11 protein-coding genes are annotated in these 14524 nt (G+C 35.0%); 1 reads left to right on the top strand and 10 read right to left on the bottom strand.

What is annotated here, in order from left to right; translation table 11 throughout:
* Nucleotides 1-21: 21 nt before the first annotated feature.
* The 9 genes from ychF to nadA form a co-directional block, all read right to left on the bottom strand.
* Entirely contained in the window at nucleotides 22-1125 is a 1104-nt protein-coding gene (gene ychF, locus EJF25_RS01360) for a redox-regulated ATPase YchF (protein WP_125039698.1), read from the bottom strand.
* A gap of 186 nt (nucleotides 1126-1311) precedes the next feature.
* On the bottom strand, nucleotides 1312-2445 hold the full coding sequence (locus EJF25_RS01355; RefSeq protein ID WP_125039697.1) for an AhpC/TSA family protein: 1134 nt from the start codon (nucleotides 2443-2445) through the stop codon (nucleotides 1312-1314).
* Nucleotides 2446-2448: 3 nt separating this feature from the next.
* Nucleotides 2449-3300, bottom strand: coding sequence for a BT_3987 domain-containing protein (locus EJF25_RS01350; RefSeq protein WP_125039696.1), 852 nt, complete (start codon nucleotides 3298-3300; stop codon nucleotides 2449-2451).
* 18 nt (nucleotides 3301-3318) lie between these two features.
* Entirely contained in the window at nucleotides 3319-5298 is a 1980-nt protein-coding gene (locus tag EJF25_RS01345; protein WP_125039695.1) for a RagB/SusD family nutrient uptake outer membrane protein, read from the bottom strand.
* An 11-nt stretch (nucleotides 5299-5309) separates the two neighbouring features.
* Nucleotides 5310-8381 carry a SusC/RagA family TonB-linked outer membrane protein gene (locus tag EJF25_RS01340; RefSeq protein WP_125039694.1) on the bottom strand — a complete coding sequence of 1024 codons (3072 nt, stop codon included), beginning with the start codon at nucleotides 8379-8381 and terminating at the stop codon, nucleotides 5310-5312.
* Between the two features lie 21 nt (nucleotides 8382-8402).
* Entirely contained in the window at nucleotides 8403-9716 is a 1314-nt protein-coding gene (locus tag EJF25_RS01335) for an NHL domain-containing protein (protein ID WP_125039693.1), read from the bottom strand.
* A gap of 549 nt (nucleotides 9717-10265) precedes the next feature.
* The gene (locus EJF25_RS01330; RefSeq protein WP_125039692.1) at nucleotides 10266-10637 is read right to left on the bottom strand and encodes a hypothetical protein; all 372 of its coding nucleotides are present in this window, start codon (nucleotides 10635-10637) and stop codon (nucleotides 10266-10268) included.
* Nucleotides 10603-10893, bottom strand: a complete 291-nt coding sequence (locus EJF25_RS01325) for a hypothetical protein (RefSeq protein WP_125039691.1) — start codon at nucleotides 10891-10893, stop codon at nucleotides 10603-10605. Before EJF25_RS01325 ends, EJF25_RS01330 begins: the two co-directional genes overlap by 35 nt.
* An 876-nt stretch (nucleotides 10894-11769) precedes the next feature.
* A complete protein-coding gene (gene nadA, locus EJF25_RS01320; protein WP_125039660.1) occupies nucleotides 11770-12708 on the bottom strand; it encodes a quinolinate synthase NadA in 939 nt (312 codons plus the stop codon).
* 490 nt (nucleotides 12709-13198) lie between these two features.
* Between nadA and EJF25_RS01310 the strand changes: the two genes are divergently transcribed.
* Nucleotides 13199-13726: an RNA methyltransferase gene (locus EJF25_RS01310; protein ID WP_125039659.1), complete on the top strand. Its 528-nt coding sequence runs from the start codon at nucleotides 13199-13201 to the stop codon at nucleotides 13724-13726.
* Nucleotides 13727-13813: 87 nt separating this feature from the next.
* On the opposite strand, the gene EJF25_RS01305 is transcribed toward EJF25_RS01310, so the two are convergent.
* Complete coding sequence (locus EJF25_RS01305; protein ID WP_125039907.1) at nucleotides 13814-14389, bottom strand: DUF4294 domain-containing protein; 576 nt, start codon at nucleotides 14387-14389, stop codon at nucleotides 13814-13816.
* Nucleotides 14390-14524 lie beyond the last annotated feature (135 nt).

Raw genomic sequence — 14524 nt, 5'->3', positions numbered from 1 at the left:
CACCACTCCTCATTTAAGTTGTTAAACGTTGAAACGGAAGTGCATGATATCTCCGTCTTGCACAATATATTCTTTTCCTTCAATACCCAGCTTTCCGGCTTCTTTTACAGCTGCTTCCGATCCGTAGTTGATAAAATCTTCGTATTTGATTACTTCTGCACGGATAAATCCTTTTTCGAAATCTGTATGAATGACTCCTGCACATTGTGGAGCTTTCCATCCCTTTTCGTAAGTCCATGCACGTACTTCTTGTACTCCGGCAGTAAAGTATGTTTCGAGGTTCAGCAGTTTGTAGGCTGATTTGATAAGACGTGCAACACCCGATTCTTCGAGTCCTACTTCGGCAAGGAACATCTGGCGGTCTTCATAAGTTTCAAGCTCAGCAATGTCCGCTTCTGTTTTTGCAGCTACAATCAGAATTTCAGCATTCTCATCTTTCACCGCTTCACGTACCATATCTACATATTTGTTGCCATTCACTGCACTGGCTTCGTCTACATTACAAACATACATTACAGGTTTGCTAGTCAGCAGAAACAGTTCGTGTGCAATTTTCTGTTCATCTTTAGTTTCAAAAGTTACAGTACGTGCAGACTTACCTTGTTCGAGTGCCTTTTGGTATTGAACAAGGACATCGTAAGCTTGCTTGGCAGATTTATCACCACCGGTCTGTGCTTGTTTCTGTACTTTCTGGATGCGGCTCTCGATTGTTTCCAGATCTTTTAGCTGAAGTTCATAGTCGATGATTTCTTTGTCGCGGATTGGATTAATACTTCCGTCTACGTGAGTCACATTGTCGTCGTCAAAACAACGGAGCACATGAATGATGGCGTCTGTCTCGCGGATATTAGCGAGGAACTTATTTCCCAATCCTTCGCCTTTGCTTGCACCTTTCACCAGCCCGGCAATGTCTACGATTTCCACCGTAGTAGGAACGATTCGTTGGGGGTGAACCAGTTCGGCCAGTGCATTTAATCGTTCGTCGGGAACAGTGATTACACCTACATTCGGTTCGATTGTACAGAAAGGAAAATTTGCCGCCTGTGCTTTTGCATTCGACAAACAGTTGAAAAGTGTCGATTTACCTACGTTCGGTAATCCGACAATACCACATTGCAATGCCATTTATCTATTTCGTTTTTATTTAGTTATCGGTAATTAGATTGCAAAGATAGGCATTTTGGAAGAGTTTTAGTATTTTGACTGCTATTTCTTATAAAAAAGTAGTGCCACTCTTTACCAGAGGGCACTACTTTTAATGATCTTGTGATATGTTCCTGAAAAATATCTTTTGTAAATATAAAGACTTTATTATGGAAGTATTTCACTTAACTTCTTTGATAATTCTTCTCCTCTCAAGTTGATTGCAATGATTCGCCCTTGAGGATCAATTAAGAAATTTGAAGGTATGCCATGAACGCTGTAAAGTGCGGCAGGGGCTGCATTCCAACCTTTTAGATCGGATACTTGTTCCCATGCTAAATTATCTTTTTCTATAGCCTTAATCCATGCCTCTTTAGAGCTATCAAGTGACACACCTAGTATAGTAAAATTTTTATCTTTATATGTATTGTAGGCAGTTACGACATTCGGATTTTCTCTGCGACAAGGTCCACACCATGAAGCCCAGAAATCTAATAATACGTATTTCCCACGAAATGAGTTGAGAGAGACTTCCTTGCCTTCAGGATTAGGGGCTGAGAAGTCTGGAGCTATTTCATTGATTTCTACAGATTTTGTGTTATCCAACTTAGTCTTAAATTGTATTCCAGCTTCTGATTGTTTTATATTCTCTCCCATTTGGTTGAATAAGGCTATGACTTTTGATTTCTGTGTAGCAATGTTGAAAGATGAATTTAGCCAGTCAAAACTTACAAAAGAATTGGGATGAGAGTTGAAAAAGTCATTATCTGCTTGTTTCAATTTCAATTCCAACTCGTCATATTCACTTTCTATAATTTGCATTTTTGCAATATCCTTTTCTTGTTTGGCTTTATCATAATCATTCTCGAGCTGATTCATTTTTGTGATGAATGTCTTTCTGGTATCATTATATGTGTATAAATCGTCGTTTGAAGGAGTTCCTCCTAATACACTGTTATCTAATGTCGGTTCATTAGAAACGACAGTGATATTTCCCGATTCTAAATATATGGGAAATCCTTTTCTGAAAGAAATATTATTGGAAGATTGTTCCTTAGGAACTAGATAAAGATATGCTTTACGTATATTGGCTACTTCTCCTTCTGTCTGGAAATTGCCATCAGCCGATACTATGGAGTCTATTTGTACATTGTTTTTTTCTTTTTGAAGGATAAATAACTTGCTGTTAGGCTTATTTACTTTAACATTAAGTGTGTATTTTATATTTTGCGCATCGATTCCTCCCATAGAGAGAGTCAATGCAATTGTCAGGCTGATACCTGTTTTCAAATAAAGTTTCATATATCAAATCGCTTTTAATATTTCTTTAATAGATATATAATCTCCGTATTTATCTTCCATATTGTAGTAAATATAGAAAATACGTTCTTCAGAGTCATAATAACTTTGTGTTTCTGTATCTTGATGTATAATTGATTGTAAATAAGGTTCCAGAAGCAGGGTGTTATCGTCATTAATAGTTATTTGGTAATAGTCTGTATTGTAATCTAAAGTACTACTGCTCGACATATTACTCTTATTAGCTAGTGGTAGCAGAATCTTTTTACTACTTGCAGCAGTAATTTTTTTGTTAAAATCTCCTTTCGCTGTACCATTGATAGTACATGATGATATATAGTTGCCGGCATATATGTTTCTTATTTGAATTACATATAAGATTGTGTGTAGATTTTCGCTTATTTCAGCACCTTGTGCTTCATATATAGTAATAGGTAGTATATATACTTTATTGGGAAGTAATGCAAGTGTGTTGATTGTAAAATTCAAACAACCGTAAGGTTCTCCTTTTTTAATTGTAACATCTGCCGTTTCAAAAGAATATAATTCTTTAGGAATCAAAGAAAAATACAGTTCACTCCGGTCGCCATATTCTTTTTGGTTGAAACTATCTAAAGCTTTCTCGTCTACTTTGTAGGATACTCGAATATCTTGATTAGGTAATTCGGAACCTGTAGTATATACACTGATGTTACCTTTACTAGCATTAGTTGCATCGTGTTGTGCATAATACAATGCATCTTTACTATTGACAATATATACAATCTTTTTATATTGTTCTCCAAAGTCTACTTTATTCGAACACGAAGTAAATAGGGAAGCAATCCCTAAAATCGCTAAAAAATATATTTTTTTCATATTCTTCTCTTTGTATTATCATTCCCATCCGGGATTTTGAATTATATTCGTATTTTTGGTGATTTCAGTTTGAGGGATCGGCCAAAAGTTTTTTCGTGAACTAAACCTTTTGTAGGCGTATGCCACTTCTTTTACTTGTACGACGCGATAAAAACCGTCATCTTCTTTTTTGTTGACAGCCATTCCTGTTACATTATCATTTTCTTCTTCGATAGCAATTTTCCATCTTCGTACATCGAAATAACGGTGTCCTTCCCAAGCTAATTCTATTTGGCGTTCTTTCCGTATGAGTTGTCTAACTTTCTCTACATTATCTGCATCTGAGAGTGTAATTCCCGGTAGCCCGGCACGGTAACGAATCATGTTGAAATATTTTTTTATTTCCGATGGATCACGAGAAACAGTTTGTTCTCCTATCGTATGAGAACCCGTTAGTTCATTTAGTGCTTCTACATAATTCAGGTAGATTTCAGCTAATCGATAGTCTATCCATACTTTAGGTTTAACCGAACCATAATAACTACCTCCGAATACATCCTCAGAATGTTGGAATTTACGGCATAAGTAGCCAGTCATACAATATCTGAAACGATCAGTCATCCATGTTCCTGAAACGGCATCTGTACAATTTCCTCCAGAATGAAATTCTGCTTCAAAATTTTTATAAGCGCTTCTTGGACTTGAAGAACCAATATAATAAGATCGGTTAAACCCTATTGTGGCATAAAATCTCATTTCACGGTTTAGATACCAGCCATATACACCTGAAGGAAGTATGTAACCTGAAAAATTAGTGCTAGAACTGGATTTCTCTGTAGTATATGGGTAATCTGGATCACTTCCTCCCTCCTCAATTGTTTTCCCATTAATCATATAATATGCATCTACTAGTTTTTGCGTAACATTGTAGCTACTGTATCCTCTCATTTTATTGGGGGCGCAATATTGGTCTATTCCTATTCCTGGCATTGCAAAAATTATTTCAGTATTTTTTGAACCACTGACGGCACCATTAAACATATTGGCATAAGATAAATAATGATCGATGCCTGCAGCTCCATTAGGATATTGATTGTAAAAATCCGGATCAGATATTACATTTTTAGGTAATTCAGGAGTTTTTTCATCTTTAGGGACGTTCATGAGTTTATATTTTCCTTTATTGATCACTTCTTTAGCTGCTAAAACTGCGATAGCCCATTTGCTTTCATCCTTGATCTGGTTTATATAATTTATACCTGTCTTTTTATCTTTGAAGTCGGCATAAGATGTATTTCCATTGAATAAAGGACTTGCACTATAAAGAAGTAATCTTGACCTGGCAGCAAGTGCTGCTCCTGAGGTAGGTTTTCCAAAATCTGATGAAGGTCGTTCGTCTGGTAATTTTTGGGCTGCTTCTTGAAGAAGATTGTTGACGTAATCTACACATTCGTCCCAAGAATTTCTGGTGATCAGAATTTCTTCTATGGGCTGTTCCAATGTAAAACCATCTTCTGGTACTAAGCATACCGGACCATATTGTTTCATGAGTTCAAAATAAAAATAAGCTTTAAGGAACTGGGCCTCACCTATATATTCACGGAGTTGTATAGTATTTAACTCTTTACACTCTGGTGCACGTTTTATGAAAATACTGGCGTTACGTATACCTTCATAATATCTTTTCCATTTCATGAACTCTTCATTATTAGCTGTGAAAATGTTATTGCAAAAGTTATTAACACCATTAGGTTCTACATTAAATGCCTCATCTGCACATAATATCCATGGAATAGATTTGGAATTATCCCCATCCCATGTTTGACCGGGGGCTGGTAAGTAACTGTATACATTATAGAGGAATTGTTCTGTTAGTCCTTTTTTCTGAAAAACAGTGTCCAATGATTGCATATCATTGATATACTGGTCAATATCCAGATAGTTACAGGATTGTATGAAACATGTACATAATCCTATGAGCAAGGAAATGAACGGTAAATATATAATTTTTCTTATCATAATTTCAAATTTTAAAATGAAGCTTGTAAGTTTAAGGTAAAGGAACGTGTGAGTGGATAGATTGCGCCATTTTTATCAGCTTGTTCCGGATCCCATATTTTCACCTTGTCCCATACATGTAGATTATCTCCAATCACTGATACTCGTAATCCTTTCATATATATATTGTGCAATAGCTTGTTTGGCACAGTATATCCGATTTCTATGGTTTTCAATCGTAAAAAGGCACTATTCCCTAACCAATGGGTTGATTGTTGAAAATTATTTTTGTTTGTACCATAAGATAATCGTGGAAAACGTGCATTGGGTTTTTCTGTAGACTTATCTCCTGAAAAAGAAGCAGGTATCCAGCGGTTTGACGGATCATTGACTATACTAAGAATATTTCCTGTCTCCCCATTCTGGAACGGGAAGTATGCTTGCCCTCCATAAAAGAAATCCGAAGCTCCAGAACCTCTGAAGAAAATACCCAAGTCCCAATTCTTATAAGAAAAATTTCCTGCAAATCCGTATTGGATACGTGGGATATTTGAGTTTCCAATAGGTACGATATCTTCTTGTGTGATTGCGTTGTCTCCATTGATATCTTTGTATTTGATATCACCCGGCATTACATTGCCAAATTGTTGTGGACTATTTTTAATATCATCTTCATCACGAAAATATCCTAGTGCTACGTATCCATAAGTTATATTCAGACTTTGTCCTTTTTTGGCTAGGTAGGAATATTTATAGTTTGGTTCGTCATATTCTAAAATCTTATTTTTAGTAATTGTAAAATTACCTCTTAATTCATAGGAAAAATTATCACCTATTTTGTCATGATAACTGAGTGTTCCATCATATCCGTAATTTTTCATTTTACCTACATTTCCGTAAGGGGTAGTTGGTATACCCATGATATCTGGAAGTTGGGTACGTTCCATAAAAATACGACTTCTTATATCATGGAAATAATCAAATTCCATGGATATCTTATCAAATAATGTGATGTCCAGTCCTATGTTATGTTTGACAGCTTTTTCCCATTGCAATCCTTCTGAACCTTGTTGAGTAATACCGATACCTCCAAACGAGTTTTCTCCACGATCACCAAATGCATATCCATCAGTAGAGCCAACATAAGTAAGGAATGGGAAGCGTTGATTTAATTCATCATTACCTACCAGACCAAATGAATATCTTATCTTCATCAGTCTGAGGAAGGGTAGTTTTTCTTGTATTGCTGCGTAGTTACTAATTACCCATCCTAAAGCGATGGAAGGGAAGAAACCGAATCGTTGTCCTTTAGGAAAGTTTTCTGTACCGTTGTATCCAAAGTTAAATTCAGAGAGATAAATATCCTTATATGAATAAGTTAGTCTTCCTGCAATTCCTTGTGTACGTACCGGAATGGAGCTTATTTCGTCTTTGGCTGTTGTTGTGTTGTAGCTACTTTGGTTATATAGAAATAATCCTCCAATTCTATGCCATCCAAACATTCGTTCATAATGGAGTCGTGCTTCAGCATAAACTTTTCGGTTGCCTCCCGAAGTCGGAGTATATTTTATGGGTTGAGCTTCTACGGTTTTTTCAGTGAGCAATTTACCAGTTGAACTGTATCCGATTGCTTTGTATAGTTCCGGCATTTTCTTTCGTTCTCCATTATGATAATTATAGGAGTCGAATGATATGGAAGCCTCAAAACTTAACCCCTTGGTTATCATTCCCAAATCTTGATTCAGTTTTAGTGTCGATTGCAGTGTGTTGTTATATTCACTAACGTATCCGGTTTCATTCAATAGAACGTATGGAGATGTTGCATCATCTTTTCCGTATGCTGGAAATTGTCCATTAGTATATACTTTAGGTACATTTAAAGGATTCATATTTGCTTGTGCACTCCATATATTGTTTGTTGTTCCAATACCCGGTCGATTCATATCGATAATAGTAGTAGCCAGATTCAGGCTAATGATTGTCGATTTTGTTACATTTACATCGATATTGGAACGGAAGCTATATTGGTGACGTTTGACATTGGTATTGTATTTGTGCATATTTGATTCTTTGTAAGCTGCATCGTTACCTCTATAGTTGAGACTCATAAAATAGCGTGCAATACTACCTCCACCAGAGATATTCAAGTTTGCTTGCCAACCAAAAGTTGATTTTTTTAGTATCTCATCCTGCCAATTAATATCAGGGTAGAAGTTGTCATCCAAATGGTATTTTATTACTTCAAACATTTTATCATCGTAAAGAGGTACTTCTCCACGTACTACCTTTGCTTCATTTGCCAAATTAGCATAATCATAAGCTTTTAGATATTTAGGGAGTCTGGGAAGATATTCAATCATTGTTTTAACATTAGCACTAATAGACATTTTTCCTTCCTTTCCTCTTTTAGTGGTAATCAATACAACTCCATTTGCACCACGGGCACCATATACAGCTGTAGCTGAGGCATCTTTCAAAATGGAAAAGCTTTCTATATCTTCTGGGAGAAGATTGTTGAAGTCGTTTTGTGTACGTTCTACTCCATCGATCAGGAATAAAGCAGTTGATTTTGCCCCAAAAGTACTGATACCACGAATCCAGAATTCTGAAACATCCGATCCAGGTTCTCCACTTTGCTGTACTCCGATGATACCAGCCATTCTTCCGGCTAAGGCATTGGACATTGATGTAACTGGTGCGCTTTTTAAATCATCTATATTGATGGACGAAATAGCTCCCACTACACTCACTTTTCTTTGTTTGCCATAAGCTACTATTTCTACTTCATCAATTTTTCCAGTTTCTTCTTCCAATTCGATATCCAGTTTACTGGTCTTTTGACTAATTAGTTTTTCTTGAGATTTATATCCAATAAAAGAAAAAACTAATACGTCAGATATTTGTACTTTTATTTGATATTTTCCATCAAGATTAGTGACAACACCTGCACCAGGCTTATTTTTAATATGGATATTTACTCCGGGAAGTAACTCTCCTTTGGATGTAACAACACCAGTGAGATTGAATGATGTTTCTTGCGCCTTTATTGTATTAGAAAGGCAGAGTAAAAGACATGCAAGAAGGATATATGTGTTTTTTTTCATTTTTCTTTCAGTCTAAATTAACTATTGAATTGCAATACATCGAACACGATGATTTCCAGCATCTGCGACATAGATAAAATCTTCAGGAGATATAGTTATGTCATAGGGACGACGGTAAAATAATGCTTCTTCTAGACTTCCGTCTTTATGTCCACCTTCTGGATTTCCTATAAATGTGCTGACTTCTCCTTCTGGATTAATCATGCGAATAACATTGTTTTTGGAATCAGCTATATACATATTACCTTTACTGTCGAATGCCATTCCTCTAGGTTCATAAAATGTTGCACTTAGGCGTGGACCATTATTAATTCCGCTTTGATTCAATGTTCCAGCATATAACTCAAAATCGTCATTTTCTAATGTTTTAATGTCTGCTTCAAAACGAATAATTACATTTTCAAATCTAGTAGATATGTAGATATGATTATCTTTAGGATTATACGCTGCATAATAATCTACACCACTTCCGTCAGCTTCAATATCAATGAGATCACTGGGAATTTTACCAATCATAGTGATCATTTCTGTCTCAATGTTTTTTTGGGCAATTTCTCCTTTATAACCAATATAATATACATTACCTTTAGAGTCAGTTACTGTAGTAGCAGAGCCATATTCCATACCAATGGTATTTGGTACAACAGAACGTAACCAACTGGACTTACAGTCTAACTCATTGGACATTATACTACTTCCTTCCATTCCTATGTAAAGAGTTGAATAATCTGGCGAAAAACTCAAGCCGTATATGGATCCATCTTCAAATAGCGTAGTTACTTTACTTTCTTCTATGGAAATTAATCTTAAGTAATTACCTCTATAGTCAGAAGCAACGATATTGCCTTTATCATCTACAGCGATGTATTCAGGAGATGCGAATGCAGCTTCCAATGCATTTCCGTCAATAACGTCATATTCGCCACTACCGGCAACGGTTGTAACAGAAGAAGTTACGATGTAAGTGAATTTCTCTTTTAATACCCCTTCTTTGTCATTGACAATTACTTTAACGATGTGTTCTCCTCCCGTTTGTCGGGGATTTAACACATACAAGTGTTCGCTTTTAGCAGTAATGATTTGGGCTTGAACATCATCAAAGTAAACTTTGATTTTGGATTTGTCCGCTCCGAAATTTTTCCCATGAATAACAAGTGGCAAAGCTACAGTTCCGGTTTCTGGAATGATAGCATTAACTTCTACAGGAGCATTGGGATTGAATTGGTTCTCGGCCGAATCAGAATCTTTACATGAGAAGAGTAGAGGAAATAATAGGGAAAAGATTCCAAGAAACTTCAACCTCTTTCTTACATAATTTTGTCTTCCTAATTTCATATTTATTATATTTTATTTGTGAGTATGTGCAAAGATATAAAAATATTGTATTAACAATATAAAAAATTAAGTTTTTATCAAAAACAACAATATATAACTAATACTCTTCTATTATTGATATTGTGATTAATATTAATGTGATTTTATTTCTCTATGTTGTTTCTTTATTTTATTTTGTTCTTTTTTTATGAAAAGTCGGTGAGTTTTTCTAATAACATTTATTTGTAAATTGAGAGTGGTAGTAGAAGATAAGTGTAAAATAAGATTTTAAATAATATCTCCTTGGGATTAAGCGGTTGTTGGTATAATATAAAAAAGAGGATACTCATGGGGAACAAAAGTATCCTCGGTAAAGAGTAAGTTATAAAGTCTGGGCTTTCGCAAAAACAGGTTTATATTCTTTGAAGTTTAATTGGGAAGGGTATTATTCTTGCCAATACCCTTCGTTTTTCCTATCACAGATCGGTATTTGTACCGATTTTGTATCAATTCTTACTATTTTCAGTAGACAAAATAGTAATATTACCTTCAGCTTCAATAGTTGCTATTTCAGGTGATAGTAATAGTTACTACAGATTTAGCTTTCACACATTCCTTACCATTTGATAAGTCAGCTACCATTTCAATATTGTAGCCACGAGAAGTTTCATTCTTAACAAACGGAGTAGTCAATTTAATTTCCTGCTGTTTATAATCTGTACCAATGGTAATTGAAGCACCAGTCTGATTTGTACCTTTCAAGCGGAAGTAAAGTTTAGTGTGGTTGCCCGGCAATTGATAACTGCTTATGTAATTCTTGAACTGTTCCTTCATTTCACTTACAAGTTTCCATGAGTTGCCTACCATCTTACCCTTAATCTGAACAATGTTAGTACCAATCAAATAATCAGGGAGCCTGTATAAAATAGTGTGTTTTGGCATCTGTAACTGTTAAATATCCATCGTTTTCATCTAACCGGGAGAGCCCATTATATGTAAATTTATATCCTCGCAATGTAGTTTCGCTTCCTGCTTTCCATGTCATACTGCTTATATTTCCATTGTAGCAGGGTGTTCCCATTCCATCGCTGTAATGCAACGTTTGTGAAAAGTAAGGACTCTGGAGACTTGTCATCCATCCACGAATATTATACACAAGAGTTTCTGTAGCACGCGTTACATTCTTTTTGGCAGTCATTTTGCCTAACGTGCTTTATTCATAATTGATCTTATCCATAACTTTTCCGTTTCAAGTTCATTTTTTGGTTAGTATTCTTTCGATTGTCAGTCGTAGATTGTATTGAGAAATCGTGAAATTGAAAGTGGAGAAATCACAACTTCAGTTGCATTGATACACAAATAGTTGCAACAGGAGGTATGGAAACAGGAAAAGTATTTACCTGCAGGTAGAAAGACTCTGTCACAATACATGGTATACGATAACTATAAAGCAATCCAAACCGTAACAGCAGGGGTATATTCTTTTTTTCGAATATACCTATAATACATCTATAAGAACATTCAATAAGATATACTAGAGTTAGTCAAAAGATATAGAAGAACTAAGTAAGAGATATACTAGAGTTGAAGAAAAGATATACTAGAGTCAAGTAAAACAACCGCTTCTTTTTCTATAATCAACAGGTAAATTTTGTCCGATTGACTGTATCTTTCCACTAAAAGATATACTTAAAAAAAAACTATGGGAAGTTTAAACTCAATCACTTCGATCTTTTTTTCAAACATTATTATAGTTTTATACAAACATCAAAATCTTTTTTTGAACAAATATCAACTATTTTAGCAAATGAATAATGGTTTACCTTCATCGTCATATTTTTAGTTATTACACTAAATATCAACCTATTATAATGAAGTATCTTTTTATTTACATTATTGGTCAAAAATAAGTAATTATTACGACAACATCTACTGACTAAAATGTCATAAAAAAGAAGCTTCATTATAATTTACTATATATCAATGAAATATGCAAAAACATGACGATGAAGGTAACCGTTTTACTACTGTGATATGAACTTATTAATCATTCATCGGTCCATTATCAATGCAATCACAATCCCAGCTTTGCCGAAATATCCAACATCCTTTGAATAGGCTTTACTGCTTTTTTTGCTATCTCCGGATCTACTGTTATTTCAGGAGACTCATTCTTCAAACACTCATAAAGCTTCTCTAACGTGTTTAACCGCATAAAGCTACACTCGTTACATCCACACGTACTATCATTCGGAGGAGCAGGAATAAACGTAGTTTGTGGACACTTCTTTTGCATCTCATGCAGAATACCCGATTCGGTAGCAACAATATATTTCTTTTCCGGATGGTTCACTGCATACTTTAACAGAGCTGCGGTAGAACCTACCACGTCAGCCAGTTTCAACACTGTACTTTTGCATTCGGGATGAGCCAATACAATTGCGTCAGGATGTTCCGCTTTCAATTCCACGATCTTTTCCACAGAGAATTGTTCATGCACATGGCAAGCACCATCCCAAAGTAACATATTACGGTTCGTAACTGAGTTGATATAATTACCCAGATTCCGATCCGGTCCAAAGATTATTTTCTCATCTTTGGGAAAGCTTTCTACAATCTGCTTTGCATTGGTAGAAGTTACCACTACATCTGTTACCGCTTTCACAGCAGCCGTCGTATTAACATATGAGACAACAGTGTATCCCGGATGCTCTTTGACAAACTGTGCAAACTTATCAGCCGGACAACTGTCTGCCAGTGAACAACCGGCATTCATATCAGGAACTAACACCTTTTTATTAGGACAAAGCACCTTTGCTGTTTCACCCATGAAATGAACACCACACATCACAATAATATCTGCTTCCGTTTTTGCTGCCCATTGAGCCAACGCCAGACTGTCGCCAACGTAATCAGCGATATCCTGTATTTCACCCTTCTGGTAGTAATGGCCCAGAATGATTGCATTCTTTTCTTTTTTCAGCTCGTTAATAGCTTTTATTAGATCATTCATAATAATATTCTTTTTTCTTTCCTTTTAAAAAAAAACTTTTGTTAGTGATAATAGCCTGTTAATAGTGTTAGGAAAAAAATCCTGTTTTTCTTGTCGGATAAGTTATTAGTTCCTACTTCAACTTTATTAGTTCATTATGAACGGATGAAAAATAGATTATATATTATCTATATACTTCATTATCATAAAGCTTCGGTAGAACAAGAAAAAGCTATTCACTCTCTGTTGATAAGATGCAAAGTTAAAAACTTTATAGATATAAACAGCTAAGTAAGTGATGAAAAATGTGTTTAAGGTGAGGTAGAAAGTTATGGTTTACTTTTTTGGAATGTTAATTAGGATACTCTTCTATACCTTCTTTTGAATAATGCAAGGATTATTTTTTAAAATCTTTGCTGATTGTTTTGACAGGTTTTAAACCGTTATCAACATCTCTCTTAACAGAAAAGAATTACTTTTGTGACTGGAATGTATTAAATGAAATAGCTGTATGAGAAAACTAAAGATAACTGAGTTGAACCGCATTACTGCGGAAGAGTTTAAACAGGCTGAGAAACTGCCTCTAGTGGTTGTATTGGATGATATTCGTAGTCTGCATAACATAGGTTCTGTATTTCGTACTTCAGACGCATTTCGTATTGAATGTATTTATTTATGTGGTATAACAGCTGTTCCTCCACATCCCGAAATGCATAAAACTGCTTTAGGAGCTGAATTTACTGTAGATTGGAAATATGTTAATAACGCTGTTGATGTGGTTGATAACCTTCGGAAAGAGGGATATATTGTTTATTCAATCGAACAAGCAGAAGGTAGTATTATGCTAGATAAGTTGGAATTGGATAAAACAAAGAAATACGCTATCGTAATGGGAAATGAAGTGAAAGGTGTTCAACAAGAAGTTATTGATCATTCAGATGGCTGTATCGAAATTCCTCAGTATGGTACAAAACATTCTTTAAATGTTTCTGTGACAACAGGTATTGTAATCTGGGATTTATTCAAGAAGCTTAGTTGATAAGAAGATAACAGCTGGTTAATAAGTGGTTTATATCTATGTTAATCATTTAATAACCAGCATATAATACTTGTTTATAACATATCATTAAATTTGTCCGCTTTCTACCATTAATACGATTCTTTCCGTTAGTTTATCTTCTCCTAACGGATCATATTCTTTTTTCAAACTAGCACCAAATAAGGAAGCAAATGTTTGATAAAAACCTGCTTTGAATGGTCCCATAAAAGCTTTCACTAGTTCATAGCTAGTCTGATTGCTTTGTCTGTCTACTAACTTTATTAACAGCTTTCCTTGTGCAAAAGATAATTTTTTCATTTGAGCTGTATATTGTTCTTTCAATCCCTTTTCAACACGTTTGATATGCTTTTGACGAGCTTTCTCATTGGGTAATGTTTGAAGATACTCATAAGTTTCGATGATAGCACGATGGATCTCTTTAGAGATAGGATATACCTTTTTTACGTTTCGTACCAGTCGGTTATATTCTATTTCTTCTTTTTTGTTTTTAAATATTAATGGACGGAAGATATAAACAGGTCTTAGCTGGATCCAAGGGATTGTATCACCTTCGTAGATACACATTGGAACCAGATATCCATTAATGCTTTGCTTTTCCTGAGCTTGTACGCAGAGTGTACAGAACATAGCAAACATTGTCATTAATAATATGTTAAGTCGTTTATTCACACGACAAAAATAAGATATTATCTTCAAATTTTTTTTATTATCCTGTTTTTTCATTGGGGTATTAACCTATTTAAAGTAACTTCACGGACTTTTTCCTTTAACGACAGG

The sequence above is a fragment of the Bacteroides faecalis genome (genome assembly GCF_003865075.1).
GTDB classification, from domain to species: domain Bacteria; phylum Bacteroidota; class Bacteroidia; order Bacteroidales; family Bacteroidaceae; genus Bacteroides; species Bacteroides faecalis.
Note: the sequence above shows the minus strand (reverse complement) of the source record. Positions and strands in the feature narration are given on the sequence as shown.

Excerpts from the sequence above, each read along its gene's own strand:
- ychF (WP_125039698.1), bottom strand. The coding sequence starts at position 1,125 with ATGGCATTGCAATGTGGTATTGTCGGATTACCGAACGTAGGTAAATCG.
- EJF25_RS01355 (WP_125039697.1), bottom strand. The coding sequence starts at position 2,445 with ATGAAACTTTATTTGAAAACAGGTATCAGCCTGACAATTGCATTGACT.
- EJF25_RS01350 (WP_125039696.1), bottom strand. The coding sequence starts at position 3,300 with ATGAAAAAAATATATTTTTTAGCGATTTTAGGGATTGCTTCCCTATTT.
- EJF25_RS01345 (WP_125039695.1), bottom strand. The coding sequence starts at position 5,298 with ATGATAAGAAAAATTATATATTTACCGTTCATTTCCTTGCTCATAGGA.
- EJF25_RS01340 (WP_125039694.1), bottom strand. The coding sequence starts at position 8,381 with ATGAAAAAAAACACATATATCCTTCTTGCATGTCTTTTACTCTGCCTT.
- EJF25_RS01335 (WP_125039693.1), bottom strand. The coding sequence starts at position 9,716 with ATGAAATTAGGAAGACAAAATTATGTAAGAAAGAGGTTGAAGTTTCTT.
- EJF25_RS01330 (WP_125039692.1), bottom strand. The coding sequence starts at position 10,637 with ATGCCAAAACACACTATTTTATACAGGCTCCCTGATTATTTGATTGGT.
- EJF25_RS01325 (WP_125039691.1), bottom strand. The coding sequence starts at position 10,893 with ATGACTGCCAAAAAGAATGTAACGCGTGCTACAGAAACTCTTGTGTAT.
- nadA (WP_125039660.1), bottom strand. The coding sequence starts at position 12,708 with ATGAATGATCTAATAAAAGCTATTAACGAGCTGAAAAAAGAAAAGAAT.
- EJF25_RS01310 (WP_125039659.1), top strand. The coding sequence starts at position 13,199 with ATGAGAAAACTAAAGATAACTGAGTTGAACCGCATTACTGCGGAAGAG.
- EJF25_RS01305 (WP_125039907.1), bottom strand. The coding sequence starts at position 14,389 with ATGACAATGTTTGCTATGTTCTGTACACTCTGCGTACAAGCTCAGGAA.